Genomic DNA, 14,362 nt, shown 5'->3' on the forward strand with positions numbered 1-14,362 from the left:
GCCGCGCGAGCGGCGCGCCTAAGGCCGCGGGTCCTCCCAAGGCAGGAGGTCCGGGCGTTTGGGTGGGAGGCCGTCGCCTGAGGAGCGGCCTGTCAGGCGGCGGGCTATCCAAGGGGCCAGGTGCTGTCTGGCGAAGCGGATGTCCGCCACGCGGCGCGCGCCCCAGTTCGGCGGGACCGGGGGCGGGAGGGGGGTCTGCCAGTCGTCCTCGGGGGCGTAGCCGAGGGACTGCCACACCGCTTCGGCGACCCTGCGGTGGCCTTCGGCCGTCAGATGCAGCCGGTCCACGTCCCACAGGCGCTGGTCGCCGAGCGCGGCCGATCCGTACAGGTCCACGACCGTGGCGCCGTGCCGCGCCGCCAACTCGTCGATGTGGACGAAGAGTTCCTCCATGCGCGGGCGGAATCGCTGGAACACCGGACCGTTCCTGCCCGGGCTGCGCATCAGGACCAGCTGCTTGCAGGCGGGGGCGAGGCGTTCGACCGCCTCCTCCAGGAGGTCGCGGACGCGGACCATGTCGCATTTGGGGCGCAAGGTGTCGTTGAGGCCGCCCACCAGGGTGATCACGTCGGGCTGCATGGCGGCCGCGACGTCCACCTGCTCGGCCACGATCTGCGCGATGAGTTTCCCGCGTACCGCGAGGTTGGCGTACCGGAATCCGGGGGAGGCGGCAGCCATCCGGGCGGCGAGCAGATCTGCCCAGCCGCGGTAGCTGCCGTCGGGCAGCAGGTCCGACATGCCCTCGGTGAAGGAGTCGCCGACCGCGACGAGACTGGTGTAGTTGGCATTCATCTGCATGGCGGGAGCGATCGTACATGGAGCTTCGACCCTTCGCCGTGGCGGACGCGGCCACGGTGGCGCGCTGGCCCGCCTCCGCCGCCGAGGTCGCCCTGTGGTGCGGGTCGCGTGACTTCCCCGTCGCGGCGGACCTGGTGGCCGGATGGCAGCAGGACCCCGACGTGCGCGCTCATGTCCTGGTCGCGAGCGGGACGCTCCTCGCCTACGGGGAGGTGTGGTGCGACGAGGAGGAGGACGAGGCGGAACTCGCCCGGGTCATCGTGGCGCCGGGCGCCCGGGGACGGGGCGTCGGGCGGAGGCTGGTGCGGGGGCTGGCCGAGCAGGCACTGCGGGCCGGATACACAGAGATCTTCGTGCGCGTCCACCCCGCCAACACCGCCGCCCTGCGCTGCTATCACCGGGCCGGATTCCTGCCCGTCGACCCCGCTCTGGCCGCGGAGTGGAACGCCCCGCAGCCCGTCAGCTATACCTGGCTCCGGCATGGGGGTGCGGGGCTTCCTTAAGGGGTAGCGGTCGCGGCTAGGGGCTCGGGGGTGTGGTCTCCGAGTCGGCGATCGTCGTGCGGCCCACCAGGCGTTCGTAGCGCTGCCTGGCCGCCTGCGGTGTGCCGAGGCCGAGGCCGAACGCGATCTCCGGCCAGGTCATGCCGCGTCCTCGCGCCATCTGCAGGAGTCCGGCCTCCACCTCGTCCATCTCGGTGCGGGCCATCGGCATGAGCGTCAGCGCCGCGGTGATGTCCGCCTGGTCGACCTCCGGCTCACCCTCCTCGCGGTCCGCGACCCCGGTCAGCAGGAACGTCACGAGCCGCGCCGCCTCGTACGGACCGACGATCGTGGCGTGGACCTGCCGGCGCCGCTGCTCATCGGTGGCCGCGTGCCGCTCGGCGATGCGGAACAGGGCGGCGGGGGCGCGACCCGCACGCACCTGGTCCGGGTGCGTGGGGCTGAAGGGGTCGTCGGTCTCGGCGCGTTGCTGCTCGGGGGTCGTGTTCATGACGTCCAGCATGGGCGGCACACGCGATGCTGTCAATGAAGCATTGTGAACATTGTGTTTGCCCGTGTGGTCGTAATGCGCCCCAGTCGCCGCACGAGGTCCCGTATGAAACGGTGGAAAACATCTGAAATGCCACTCCTGGCACACCCGGCGAGAGGGGAAACACATGTCATCGAAGCGACGTCGTAAGAAGAAGGCACGCCGTAAGCACGCGGCCAACCACGGCAGCCGTCCCCAGTCCTGACCGGAGTCCCGGCCGTCGCCGACCAGCGCCGGTGCAACCGGTTTCTGTGTGATCTCGTCAACAGCCTTGCCACCTGGGTCAACGGGTGAACAATGGTGCAATGTTGGAGTTGTTGCGAGAAGTCGGCGTAGAACTGCCGGGCGGCGCCGGGCTGTTGAAGTTCGGGATGACGTCCGACGAGGTCCTGGAACTGCTGCCGCCCGACAAGGTAATGCGGCACCGGCAGTGCATGGGCCTGACCCTGGACCAGTACGCGGAGCTCCGGCACGCGCATGACGCCTGGCTCGGCGGCCTCCTCTTCGAGCCCGAGTGGAACTTCGACGCCGAACTCGACGGGTTGGTCCTGGGCTTCGGCGGCGGCGGGCCCGGCGTCACGGACCGGCTCGCCCGCGTGGAGATCCAGGCGCGGGCCCGGCCGGACCGCCCGGCGGCGACCCCCGTGGCGTGGGACGACATCGACCTCTTCGGCTATCCCGCCGCGGAGATCGTGGCCGTACTGCCCGGGGTCACCGCGGCGCAGGGCGGGCCGCCGCCCGCCGACGTGACCGTGGGCGAACTCGGCCTGCGCCTGTCACGGGCCAGGCCGACGGCGGAGCACTGGGAACGGGTGACCCTCTTCGGCCCCGGATCGGGAAGTTGGGGCGCCTGCTGCGCGGGCGGACTCGTCTGCGCCGAGCAGGGTGACGGTCTCGTCGGGATCATGTACTGACGGGTCCGCGACCGTGACTGGGCCGGCCATGAACGTGAATGGGCCGGCCGCGACCGCGACCGGGCTCGGTCGACCGTATCCGGGCCCGCGCGACCATAACCGGGCCCGCGCAACCACGGCCACGCTCCGGCAGCCCGATCACGGCCGCGCCTCACCCGCCCCCTCCAGCGCCGCAAGGATCCAGCTCCGCGACTGGGCCGGGTCGATGACCGCGTCGATCTCCAGCGCGGCCGCGGCGTTCACCGCCTTGCCGTGCTCGTACAGCTCGGCGACATGGGTGTCGAACACCCGCTGCCGCTCCACGGGATCGGCGATCGCGGCCAGTTCCTTGCGGTAGCCCAGGCGGACGGCGCCTTCGAGCCCCATCCCGCCGAACTCGCCGCTCGGCCACGCCGCCGTTGCCACGGGCGCGCGCGTGGAGCCGCCCATCATGGCCATCGCGCCGAGGCCGTACGCCTTGCGCAGCACCAGGCTGACCAGCGGGACGCGAAGCTGGGCGCCGGTCACGAAGAGCCGGGAGAAGTGCCGTACGGTCGCGGTCCGTTCGGCGTCCGGGCCGACCATGAAGCCCGGTGTGTCACAGAGGGAGACGACGGGGAGCCCGAACGCGTCGCACAGCCGCAGGAAGCGCTCCGCCTTGTCGGCCGCGTCCCGGTCGATCGCCCCGCCCAGATGTCCGGGGTTGTTGGCCAGCAGCCCCATCGGCCGGCCCTCGACACGTACGAGCGCCGTCAGGATGCCCACGCCGAAACCGCGCCGCAGTTCCAGGACCGAGTCCGTGTCGGCGATGCCCTCGATCGCGGCCCGCACGTCATAGGCGCGACGCCGGTTCTCCGGCACCGCTTGCCGCAGCAGCCGCGGGTCCGCTGCCTCCCAACTGGCCTCCCTGACGCAGTCGTTCGAGGCGTCGGTGAAGTAGGACAGGTACTTCCGTGCCACCCGCACCGCCTCCGCCTCGTCGGCCACCGCGATGTCCACCACGCCGTTGGGTACCTGGACGGACAGGGGGCCGACCTCTTCGGGGCGGAACACGCCGAGGCCGCCGCCCTCGATCATCGCCGGGCCTCCCATCCCGATGCTGGCCTCCGGCGTCGCGATCACCACGTCACAGGTGCCGAGCAGGGCCGCGTTTCCAGCGAAGCACCGGCCCGACGCGACGCCCACCAGCGGGACTTGACCACTCAGTCGCCCCATCTGGTGGAACGTCGTCACGTCGAGTCCGGCGATCGACGTCGAGTCGGTGTCCCCGGGGCGCCCGCCGCCGCCCTCCGCGAACAGCACGACGGGCAGCCGCCGTTCCTCCGCCAGGTGGAGCATCCGGTCCGTCTTGCGGTGGTTCTGCAGACCCTGGGTACCGGCGAGGACGGTGTAGTCGTATGACATCGCCACGCACCGCACGCCGTCGATCCGCCCCGTGCCGGTGACCATGCCGTCGGCGGGCGTCGAGACGATCAGGTCGTCGAGGGAGCGGCGGCGCCGCTGGGCGGCGATCGCGAGGGCGCCGTACTCCGTGAACGTGCCGTCGTCACACAGGTCGTCGATGTTCTCGCGGGCCGTGCGGCGCCCGATGCGGTGGCGCTTGGCGACGGCTTCGGGGCGCTGGGCGTCCAGGCCGATCGCGTGCCTGGCCAGGGCCTCGGCCAGGTCGGGGCGGATGGCGTCCGGGTCCGTGATCTCCCCGGCGAGTGCCGTGGCCGCCTCGCCCGCCACCGACGCCTCCACCGTGACCAAGGGGTGCCCCTCCGCGGCCGTGCCGCCGACGTGCGCGTGCAGGGCGGTCACCGTTCCGGAGGCGGTCGCGCGCACGACGTGCTCCATCTTCATCGCCTCGAGTACGAGCAACTGCTGCCCAGCGGCGACCCGTTCGCCCACCGCCACGTCGACGGTGACGACCGTCCCTGTCATGGGAGCGACGATGGCCGATTCCTCGCCCGCTGCCGGTGCGTCGTCGGGCAGCAGCTCCGCCATGTGCTCGGCGACGAAGCCGGTGTGCGCACCACCCGAGGTGAAGCCCGGATGGGTGAGGAGCGCGCGGAGGAGGGGGATTCCGGTGCGTACGCCCTCGACGGCGAAGTCCGCCAGGGCGCGGGACGCGCGCTCGCAGACCGCGGCGAAGTCCCCCTGGGGCGTGTGCGTGATGACCTTGGCGAGCAGCGAGTCGTAACGCGCCCCGATCTCCGTTCCGTTGCGTGCCGCCGTGTCCACGCGGACCCCCGGCCCCGTCGGCACGTCGAAGCGGGTGAGCGTGCCGGTGGAGGGGAGGGCGGTGCCGTCCGGCAGGGGGGACTCGGCGTTGACGCGTGCCTGGAGCGCGAAGCCGCGGGGCTCGGGCGGCGGACCCGCGAGGCCGAGTGCCGCGAGTGATTCGCCCGCGGCCAGGCGCAGTTGTGTCACCACCAGGTCGACACCCGTCACCTCCTCCGTGACCGTGTGCTCGACCTGGAGGCGGGGGTTGGCCTCGATGAAGTGGAACTCCTCGCCCTGCAGGAGAAATTCGAAGGTGCCGAGGCCGGTGTATCCGCACTCACGGGCCATCCGCAGGGCCGCGGACACGAGTTTCTCCCGGACCGCCGAGGGGAGCCCTGGTGCCGGAGCGATCTCGACGAGCTTCTGGTGGCGGCGCTGGGCGCTGCAGTCGCGCTCCCAGAGGTGTGCGATCTCGCCGGTCACGTCGCCCAGGACCTGGACCTCGATGTGGCGGGCGCCGGTCAGCAGCTCCTCCACGTACAACTCCGCGCGCCCGAAGCCCTGCAGGGCCTCGGAGCGGCAGCGTTCCCAGGCGTCCGCCAGCTCGCCCGGGTGGCGTACGGCCCGCATGCCGCGCCCTCCGCCACCACCGATGGCCTTGACCATCACCGCGCCCGAAGGGCCGAGTCCGGCAAGGAACGACGCGGCGTCGGCCAGGCTCGTCGGTCCCTCCGTGCCCGCGAGGACAGGCACACCCAACCGCACCGCCAGCGCACGCGCGCGAGCCTTGTCGCCGAACAGGCCGAGCACCTCGGGGGACGGCCCCACGAACCGCAGCCCGGCCTCCGCGCAGCGCCCCGCGAACCCCGCGTCCTCGCTCAGGAATCCGTAGCCGGGGTGCAGCAGCTCGCAGCCGGAACGGCGGGCCGCGGCAAGCACCGCGTCCGCGTCCAGGTACGCGGCCGGACCCGTGCCGCCCAACGGCTGCGCCTCATCGGCCAGTTGTACGTGCCGGGCGGCGGCGTCGTCCTGCGCGTACACGGCGACCGTGCGCAGGCCGGCCTCCGCGGCTGCCTGCAGGACGCGGACGGCGATCTCCCCGCGGTTGGCGACGAGCACGGCGGCAGAACCCATGAAGCCCTCCTGAGGTATCCGGCCCCGGGGAATCCGCCCCTGAGGTGTCCGGCGCCGCCATGCTCATTGACATTGGCGTCAACGTCAATAAGGTCGCCGCGTGGCACGACATCAACAGCCCTGGGCGACCCGCACCGCCCGCGACCGCAGCGATGCCCCGGCCCGCGGGCGGCTCCTTGACGCCGCCGAGGCGGTGTTCGCGCGGCGCGGGTACGGCGCGACGACCATCGCCGACATCACCGCGGAGGCGGAGGTCTCGCGGGCGGGCTTCTATGTGTACTTCGCGTCCAAGGAGGAGATTTTCCGCGTCCTCGCGGTGCGCGTACGGGACGCGTTCCTCGCCGCGCAGGACGTGCCGGGCGTCGATCGGGACGATGCCCGCGAGGTCGTCGAGGCGTCGACCGCCGCCTTCATCGCCGCGTACGCCCAACACCTGCCGCTGCTGCGCCTGTTGGAGCAGCAGGCGCAGACCGACGAGGACGTGCGCGCCCTGTGGGAGGAGACCCAGGAGCGCCCGGTCCACCGCTCCGCCCGCTACATCCGGCGGCTCGCGGCCGAGGGCACGGCCCGGCCGGTCGCCGATCCGCTCGCCGTGGCCCGCGCGGTCGGCGGCATGAGCATCCAGTTCGCCCGGCTCACGGCGTCCGCCCCGGAGACGTACGACGCGGCCGTCCGCGATGTGACCGCCATGTTCCTGCACCTGCTCGGAGTCGATCACCCGGACCGGGCCCCGGACCGGACCGCGGACCGGGCCCCACGCTGAGGAGCTGCCCCATGCGCATGGACGACCAGTTGAGCGACCTGCGTGCCCGCCAGGAGAAGGCCCGGCGCGGACGCCAGCGGGACACGGCGGAGCATCGCACGGGCACGCGGACCGTGCCCGGCCATGTGGCGCACTGGGCGCGGTTCGAGCCGGAGCGGCCCGCGCTCGTCTTCGGCGAGGAGGTCGTCTCGTACCGCCGACTCGACGAGATGACGGACCGGTTGGCGGGCTGGCTCGACGCGCGGGGTGTGCGGCCCGGCGACCGGGTGGGCGTGCAGCTGCCCAACTGCCCGCAGTTCGTGATCGCGATGCTGGCCGTGCTGCGGGCCGGAGCGGTGCATGTGCCGGTCAACCCGATGTTCCGCGCGGCGGAGCTGAGCCATGAACTGCGGGACGCGGGGCCCGAGATCGTCGTCACGCACAGCTCGCTGACCGGTGTGCTCGACGAGGTGCGTGCGGGGACGGCCGTACGGGATGTCCTGGTGGCCGTCGACAGCGAGGCGTGGGCCGCGGCCGTGGGGCACGCGCCGCTCGGCCGGACGGCCGACGATCTGGACGCGCTCACCGCGACGGGCAAGATCAGGAAGACGGAGCTGGCGGAACGGGCGGCGGCTACGACCGGGCCGGCGCGGCAAGGTGATCCCACGCCGCCTGCGCCGTGAACTCGGCCTGCCCGCCCCGCAGCAGCAGCTCCGCCGACGCGAACGCCGGCTGGTCCGCGTGGGCGGCGACGTAGGGGATCGCGATGCAGCGCATGCCCGCCGCGTGCGCCGCGACCGCGCCCGGAGCGGCGTCTTCCAGGACCACGCAGTCGGCCGGGTCCGCGCCGAGGAGCGCGGCGGCGGCCAGGAACACGTCGGGCGCGGGCTTGCCGTGCGCGACCTCCTCCGCCGAGACGACGGTGGTCAGGAGCGTGTCGAGGCCGGTGCCCGCGAGGATCGCCTCGATGGCGGCTCGGGACGACCCGGAGGCCACGGCCATCGGCACCCCGGCGCCGTGCAGCCGCTCCACGAACTTGCGCATCTCGGGGAAGACGTGGGTGTCGGCGCGGGCGAGCGCGAGATAGCGCCGGTCGAGCTCCGAGAGCAGTTCGGCCACCGGTACGCCGATGCCGTACCGGTCCTTCCACGTGGCGAGGGTCTCCTGGGTGCCGATGCCCACGTACTGCTCGTTGTCGGCCCAGGTGTAGGCGACACCGTGCTCGGCGAGCAGTTCGCGCGACGCCTCGTAGTAATTCGGCTCGCTGTCCACGAGAGTGCCGTCGAGATCGAAGATGACCGAGATGCCGCCGAGGATGCTCATGCACTCCAGCATGCCAAAGCCGCAGTTCAACGCCGTCGCACGGGTCAGTGGCCGACGGATCACTTCTGCTCGGCGGAGGCCCGGCCGATCGACTCGACGAGGGGAAGCAGACGGTGCGGGACGCGCTCGCGCAGCGCCATCTCCGTACGCGTGCGGACCACGCCCGGCATCTGGATCAGCTGCTGGACCACGTCCTCCAGGTGCCCGTTGTCCCGGGCCACCACGCGGGTCAGGAGATCACCGCCGCCGGTGATCGAGAACGCCTCGATGATCTCCGGCACGGCGGCGAGCGCGTCACCCACCTCGTCCAGATGCCCCTGCGTGACCTCGATGTGCACGAAGGCGAGCACGGGATGCCCGAGCGCGGCAGCCGACAGCGAAGGCCCCGTTCCGGTGATCACCCCGTCCCGCTCCAGCCGGTCGAGCCGAGCCTGCAACGTGCCACGAGCGACCCCGAGCACCCGCGCGTACTCCCGGACACTGGTACGAGGCTGCTCCAGAAGAAGCCGCAGAATACGGGTGTCGAGCTCATCGACGGCCATGGCACGGATCTCCCGGGTACGAGGGGCGAACCTCGCGACTGTACCAACGGATCACGGCGTCCAGCCTCTGGGAGACCGGCCTGACCTGCGGATACCGGCCCGGATTTCCCGCGTCAGCCGGCCGCTTCCCCGCGCTGGACCGCCCGCACCGCCGCCACCAGTGCCGTCACGCCCCGCTCGGCCTTCTCCCGTGGGCAGCCCGCGTTCAGGCGTACGTGGCCGGGGGAGCCGTAGGTCGTGCCGGGCATGATGGCCACCTTTTGCGTTTCGATCAGTTCGCGTTGGAGTGCCTCGTCGTCCACCGTCTGGGGGCTCAGGTCGATCCAGGCCAGGTAGCCCGCCTGGGGTGGGATCCAGTCGAGGGTGGGGAACGCCTTGTTCAGGCGGTCCGCGATCAGGTCGAGGTTGCCGCGGAGGTACGTGCCCAGGGCGTCCAGCCAAGGGGCGCCCTCTCGGTACGCGGCGATGTGGGCGACCAGTGAGAGCACCGCCGGGGAGGACAGGCCGTCGGCCTCCTTGAGGTTGCGGAGGTACGCCTCGCGTGTGGCCGGGTCGGCGATGATGCCGTAACTGCCCGTCAAGGCTGGGATGTTGAAGGATTTTGATGCCGACGTCACCAGCGCCCAGCGCCCTTCGCGAGCGCCGTGCAGAGGCCACGGGCGGTGGACGTACGGCGGGTGGGCGAGGTCCGAGTGGATCTCGTCGCTGATCACCGCGACGCCGTACCGCGCGCACAGCTCCGCGGTGCGGTTCAGCTCGGCCTCCGTCCAGACGTGGCCGGTGGGGTTGTGGGGTGAGCACAGGAGCAGTACGGACGTGTCCGGCAGGGCAAGGAGTCGTTCCAGTTCGGCCCAGTCGCCGAGCGGGCAGCCGAGCAGCCGCCGCTCGTGCGCGGCGACGGTCTTGGGGAACGCGTCGTACGTCGGCGTGTGGACGACGACGCCGTCGCCGGGGCTGGACCACAGGCGCAGGAGCTGGGAGATCTGGTAGATCACGGACGGGCCGTAGACGATCGACTCCGGGTCCACCTCGGTCGCGTGACGTTCGCCGTACCAGTCGACGATCGCGGAGAGGAAGTCCGTCTGGCGCCAGCGGGAGTAGCCGAGCACCCCGTGGTCGAGCCTGCCGCGGAGGGCCGACAGGACCGCGGGCGCCGTCTCGAAGTCCATGTCCGAGATGGTGAACGGCAGCAGGTCGGGGACGCCGAAGCGGTCCTCGACGTAGTCCCACTGCGTGCACCACGTGCCGTGCCGGTCGACGGGTGAGCCGAAGTCGAAGGAGTCGAAGGAAGGGGCCACCGGTCAGCCCACCCGCACCAGCGACGCGATCGCGTCCTTCACCGACTGCACCTGCGGGCCGATGATCACCTGCACATTGTGCCCGTCGAGCTTGATGACCCCGACCGCGCCGAGCTTCTTCAGCCGCGCCTCGTCGACCTGTTCGGCGTCCGCGACCGTCATGCGCAGGCGGGTGATGCAGTTGTCGAGGGTCTGGATGTTCTCGGCGCCGCCGATCGCCTCCAGGATCGCCACGGCGTCGTACTTCCCCGCGATCAGCTCACGCGGAGCCGCGGCCGCGGCCTCGTCCTCGGCGGCCGTCCCCTCCTCGTCGGCCTCCGCCGCCGGCTCCTCACGCCCCGGCGTCTTGAGGTCGAAGCGGGTGATGGCCCAGCGGAAGAGGAAGTAGTAGCCGGCGAACCACACCGCGGCGATGACGGGTATCAGGTACCACTTCGTGGTCGTGCCCTGGAGGACACCGAAGACGAGCCAGTCGATGACGTTGCCGTCGGTGTTGCCGATGAACACCCCGAGGACGGCGGCGGTCAGGAACCCGAGGCCGACGAGCACGGCGTGGATCAGGTACAGCCACGGCGCGATGAACAGGAACAGGAACTCCAGCGGTTCGGTGATACCGCCGACGACGCACGCGACGACACCGGAGACCAGAAGCGCCTTGATCTCCGGGCGCATCTTCTTGTTCGCGCAGTGGTACATCGCCAGGGCCGCGCCCGGCAGCCCGCCGAGGTAGACCGCCATCTTGCCCTGGGAGAGGAAGTTGGTGGCGTCGGTGACCGCGTCACCGGGCGGGGCCGCACAGTTGAGCTGGGCGTAGAAGAGGTTCAGCGCGCCGGAGACCTGATCGCCGCAGACGGCGCCGGAGCCGCCGACATCCGTGAAGCGGAACATGGCGACGAGGATGTGGTGCAGGCCGATCGGGCGCAGGAGCACCTCGCCCATGCCGAAGAAGAACGGGCCGAAGACGCCCGCGTGACCGATCGCGCGCCCGAGGTCCGAGATCCAGCCGTTGAACGTCGGCCACACCAGCGGGATCAGCAGACCGAGCAGGCTGAGGACCAGCGTCGAGATGATCGGGACGAACCGCAGACCGCCGAAGAAGGCGAGCGCGTCGGGCATCCGCTGCGCACGAAAGCGCTGGTGGAGCACGCTGACAACGATGCCAACAGCTACGGCGCCGAGCAGTCCCGTATCGATGGACTGGATGCCGATCACGTCGGCGATGCCGTAGTGGGCGATGGCCTTCTCGTCCTCCAGGTCCACGCCCTTGGCGGTGAGGTAGAAGTTCACCGCCAGGTTCATCGCCGCGTACCCGACGAAGCCGGAGAACGCCGCGACGCCCTTGTCCTCGCGGGCCAGGCCCAGCGGGATGGCTATCGCGAACATCACGGGCAGGAACTTGAAGGCGACGAGGCCGGTGCTCGCCATCCACGTGAAGACGAGGTGGAAGCCCTCGCCCTCAAGGAAGGTGAGGTTCTCGGTGACGGCCTCGCTGGAGAGCGACGAGCCGATGCCCAGCATGATGCCGCAGAACGCGAGCAGGGCCACCGGGAGCATGAACGTCTTGCCGAGTCCCTGGAGGAATTCCCAGAGCGCTGACTTGGTCTTCTGCATGTGTGGGGGTCTTTCGGGCCTGAGCGGAGGCGAACTCGGTCGATCCGCCCAGGCGGATGAGATCACAGCGGTTCGGGGGCTGTCCATGGCCGTTGCACATGGTGCGCGGCGCCCCCGGGCGGGGGCCTGAGCCCAGGCCCGACGGGCTTGTCCGCCGTACAATGGAAGGGCGGCAATGTGCACGACGGCGTGACTCGATCATGAACGCTCGCATCGAGGACTACGCCCTCATCAGCGACCTGGAAACCGCCGCCATGCTCGGCAGGGACGGGTCGATCGACTGGCTCTGCCTGCCGCGCTTCGACTCCCCGGCCTGTTTCGCCGCGCTGCTCGGCACGGCGGACAACGGATTCTGGCGGGTTTCCCCCGTCGGCGCGGGACCGTGCGCGCGGCGGGCCTACCGCCGGGACACCCTGGTCATGGACTCCTTCTGGGAGTGCCCGACCGGCGCCGTGCGCGTCACGGACTTCATGCCTCCGCGTACGGGGCTGCCCTGCCTCGTGCGCGTCGTCGAGGGCCTGTCCGGCGCCGTCGCCATGCGCAGCGAACTGCGGCCGCGCTTCAACCAGGGCCGCGTCGTGCCGTGGGTGCGTCCTCAGGAGCACTGCACGGTCGCCGTGGCCGGGCCCGACTCCCTCTGGCTGAGCGCCGACGGCCCGATGGAGATACGCACCGGCCGCCACGACACCACCGCCCACCACTCCACCGACCCCGCCGTCCGCGACACCAGCGCCCTGGACTTCACCGTCTCGGCGGGCCAGCGCCTTACGCTGCAACTCGTGTGGGCCCCCTCGCACCTGCCCGAACCGCCCGAGCCCCTGCGGGTCCCGGCGGAGACGGCGCTGAAGGCGACCGGCGACTTCTGGCGCCGCTGGAGCGCCAAGTGCCGCTACCAGGGCCCCTGGCGGGAAGCGGTCACCCGCTCGCTGATCACGCTGAAGGCCCTCACCTACGCGCCCACGGGTGGCATCGTCGCCGCACCGACCACCTCGCTCCCGGAGTGTGTCGGCGGCGAACGCAACTGGGACCACCGCTTCTGCTGGCTGCGCGACTCCACGCTCACCCTCTCCGCCCTGCTGCGCAGCGGCTACCGCGACGAGGCGACGGCCTGGCTCGACTGGCTGGTGCGTGCCGTGGCGGGCGGTCCCGCCGATCTTCAGGCGGTGTACGGGGTGGAGGGGCAGCGGCGGCTGCCGGAGACCGAGGCTCCCTGGCTCTCCGGATACGAGGGCTCGCGGCCCGTGCGGTTCGGGAACGCCGCGGCCCATCAGCTCCAGCTCGACGTCTACGGCGAGGTCCTCGACACGCTTTATCTGTCGCTGCGTGCGGGCATCCCGATGCAGCCCCACCTGTGGAGCCTGGTGGAGTCCCTGATGGGCCATCTGCGGGACCACTGGCGCGAGCCGGACCAGGGGCTGTGGGAAGTCCGGGGCGTGGGACGGCAGTTCGTGCACTCCAAGGTCATGTCCTGGGTCGCGGCCGACCGTGCGCTGCGCATGGGCGAGATGCTCGGCAGGAACGAGTCCGCGGGGGAGTGGCGCGCCATGAGGGACGCTGTGCACCGGGAGGTGTGCCGCGAGGGGTGGGACGAAGGACGGCGGACCTTCGTGCAGTCCTACGGATCGCCCGCCCTCGACGCGTCGGCGCTGCTGATCCCCAAGGTCGGCTTCCTGCCCGCCGACGACCCGCGGGTCCACGACACCGTACAGGCCATGCGGGCCCTGGACCATCACGGGTTCGTGCGCAGGTACGGCCACGACCGGCCGGGTGCCGATTCCGTGGACGGCATGCGTGGCTCCGAGGGCACGTTCGTGGCGTGTTCCCTCTGGTACGCCGACGCGCTGGCCGCCACCGGCCGGCTCGCCCAGGCGCGGGAGACCTTTGAACGCGTCCTGGACGTACGCAACGACGTGGGACTCCTGGCGGAGCAGTGGGACCCGGACAGCCACCGCCAACTGGGCAACGCACCTCAGGCATTCAGCCACATCGCCCTGGTCGAGACGGCGTTCGCGTTGCAGGAGACGGGCGCCTGAGGGTGCCGGTCAGGCCCGTCTCGCCGCCGTGAGCAGCACCATCCCGGAGTCCCCGTAGTCCGGCAGCGTCGGGTCGGCGTCGATCCGGGTGACCGCGAGATGCTCGGTGAGCGGGGCGAACACCTCGGTGACGACGGCGGGGTTCACCGGACAGCCGGGCCACAGCGACGCGGGTCCGATGCGGTACGTCGGCATGTTCTCCATGAACGCCGCGACGAGATGGCCGCCCGGCGCGACCGAGCGCACGAAGCGGTGACAGAAGTCCGTGAACTCCGCGAAGTCCTCGGTGACGCCCTCGGCGACGAAGTTCATCGACGCGATGTCGTACGTGCCGGGCTCCAGCGCCCGGATGTCGCCGTGTACGACGCGCACGCCCGCGAGCGCCTCCGGAAGCGTGGGCGGCAGATCGGGGTTGAGGCGGCGGCACAGCGCGTGGAAGGGCAACCAGCTCGCGTCGGGGGCCTGTTCGAGCTGCCGGGTCAGATAGGCGACACCCGCGGCGCTCGCCTCGACGGCGTCGATGCGGCGGCTCGCGGCGGCGGCCATCATCAGCGGGTAGAGGTTGGGTCCCGCCCCGAACTCCAGGGAGCACGCGGCGCTCGCCCGGCCGAACCGCCGGTAGAAGGCGGAGTGGTGGGCGATGACCGCGGCGTCGGACGGATGCAGCTCGCGGTAGTTCTCGCCGAGGTAGTCCTGAACGGGCCAGCTGTCCCAGTCGACGTCGTCGTTGCGGGTCGGGGCCATGACG

Annotated in this window: 13 protein-coding genes; 5 read left to right on the forward strand and 8 right to left on the reverse strand. The window is 71.4% G+C overall.

Annotated elements, in window-relative coordinates:
• Window positions 1-18: 18 nt before the first annotated feature.
• Window positions 19-798: an SGNH/GDSL hydrolase family protein gene (locus ACWFRU_RS18215; protein ID WP_453688075.1), complete on the reverse strand. Its 780-nt coding sequence runs from the start codon at window positions 796-798 to the stop codon at window positions 19-21.
• A 17-nt stretch (window positions 799-815) separates the two neighbouring features.
• Between ACWFRU_RS18215 and ACWFRU_RS18220 the strand changes: the two genes are divergently transcribed.
• Window positions 816-1,301: a GNAT family N-acetyltransferase gene (locus ACWFRU_RS18220; protein WP_453688077.1), complete on the forward strand. Its 486-nt coding sequence runs from the start codon at window positions 816-818 to the stop codon at window positions 1,299-1,301.
• A 16-nt stretch (window positions 1,302-1,317) separates the two neighbouring features.
• Here the strand turns inward: ACWFRU_RS18220 and ACWFRU_RS18225 are convergent, their stop codons facing one another.
• The gene (locus tag ACWFRU_RS18225; RefSeq protein ID WP_453688079.1) at window positions 1,318-1,791 is read right to left on the reverse strand and encodes a DNA-binding protein; all 474 of its coding nucleotides are present in this window, start codon (window positions 1,789-1,791) and stop codon (window positions 1,318-1,320) included.
• A gap of 344 nt (window positions 1,792-2,135) precedes the next feature.
• On the opposite strand from ACWFRU_RS18225, the gene ACWFRU_RS18230 reads away from it, so the two are divergent.
• Window positions 2,136-2,744 carry a hypothetical protein gene (locus tag ACWFRU_RS18230; protein WP_453688081.1) on the forward strand — a complete coding sequence of 203 codons (609 nt, stop codon included), beginning with the start codon at window positions 2,136-2,138 and terminating at the stop codon, window positions 2,742-2,744.
• 138 nt (window positions 2,745-2,882) lie between these two features.
• Here the strand turns inward: ACWFRU_RS18230 and ACWFRU_RS18235 are convergent, their stop codons facing one another.
• Window positions 2,883-6,065 carry a carboxyl transferase domain-containing protein gene (locus tag ACWFRU_RS18235; protein ID WP_453688082.1) on the reverse strand — a complete coding sequence of 1,061 codons (3,183 nt, stop codon included), beginning with the start codon at window positions 6,063-6,065 and terminating at the stop codon, window positions 2,883-2,885.
• 100 nt (window positions 6,066-6,165) lie between these two features.
• Between ACWFRU_RS18235 and ACWFRU_RS18240 the strand changes: the two genes are divergently transcribed.
• Window positions 6,166-6,828 carry a TetR/AcrR family transcriptional regulator gene (locus ACWFRU_RS18240; protein WP_453688083.1) on the forward strand — a complete coding sequence of 221 codons (663 nt, stop codon included), beginning with the start codon at window positions 6,166-6,168 and terminating at the stop codon, window positions 6,826-6,828.
• 11 nt (window positions 6,829-6,839) lie between these two features.
• Window positions 6,840-7,490 (forward strand): AMP-binding protein, encoded by a 651-nt coding sequence (locus tag ACWFRU_RS18245; protein WP_453688085.1) that lies wholly within the window; start codon window positions 6,840-6,842, stop codon window positions 7,488-7,490.
• Here ACWFRU_RS18245 and ACWFRU_RS18250 read toward each other — a convergent pair.
• The 4 genes from ACWFRU_RS18250 to malX all read right to left on the reverse strand — a co-directional run bounded on the left by ACWFRU_RS18250 (window position 7,441) and on the right by malX (window position 11,581).
• Complete coding sequence (locus ACWFRU_RS18250) at window positions 7,441-8,130, reverse strand: HAD family hydrolase (RefSeq protein ID WP_453688087.1); 690 nt, start codon at window positions 8,128-8,130, stop codon at window positions 7,441-7,443. The genes ACWFRU_RS18245 and ACWFRU_RS18250 overlap by 50 nt on opposite strands.
• Before the next feature lie 59 nt (window positions 8,131-8,189).
• Window positions 8,190-8,672 carry an Lrp/AsnC family transcriptional regulator gene (locus ACWFRU_RS18255; protein WP_399387490.1) on the reverse strand — a complete coding sequence of 161 codons (483 nt, stop codon included), beginning with the start codon at window positions 8,670-8,672 and terminating at the stop codon, window positions 8,190-8,192.
• Between the two features lie 113 nt (window positions 8,673-8,785).
• Window positions 8,786-9,970, reverse strand: coding sequence for a MalY/PatB family protein (locus ACWFRU_RS18260; protein WP_453688089.1), 1,185 nt, complete (start codon window positions 9,968-9,970; stop codon window positions 8,786-8,788).
• Window positions 9,971-9,973: 3 nt separating this feature from the next.
• On the reverse strand, window positions 9,974-11,581 hold the full coding sequence (gene malX, locus ACWFRU_RS18265) for a maltose/glucose-specific PTS transporter subunit IIBC (RefSeq protein ID WP_453688091.1): 1,608 nt from the start codon (window positions 11,579-11,581) through the stop codon (window positions 9,974-9,976).
• 200 nt (window positions 11,582-11,781) lie between these two features.
• Between malX and ACWFRU_RS18270 the strand changes: the two genes are divergently transcribed.
• Window positions 11,782-13,614 (forward strand): glycoside hydrolase family 15 protein, encoded by a 1,833-nt coding sequence (locus tag ACWFRU_RS18270; RefSeq protein ID WP_453688093.1) that lies wholly within the window; start codon window positions 11,782-11,784, stop codon window positions 13,612-13,614.
• 9 nt (window positions 13,615-13,623) lie between these two features.
• Here the strand turns inward: ACWFRU_RS18270 and ACWFRU_RS18275 are convergent, their stop codons facing one another.
• Window positions 13,624-14,358, reverse strand: a complete 735-nt coding sequence (locus ACWFRU_RS18275) for a class I SAM-dependent methyltransferase (protein ID WP_453688095.1) — start codon at window positions 14,356-14,358, stop codon at window positions 13,624-13,626.
• Window positions 14,359-14,362: the final 4 nt, after the last annotated feature.

Source organism: Streptomyces sp. NPDC055099 (assembly GCF_053607685.1).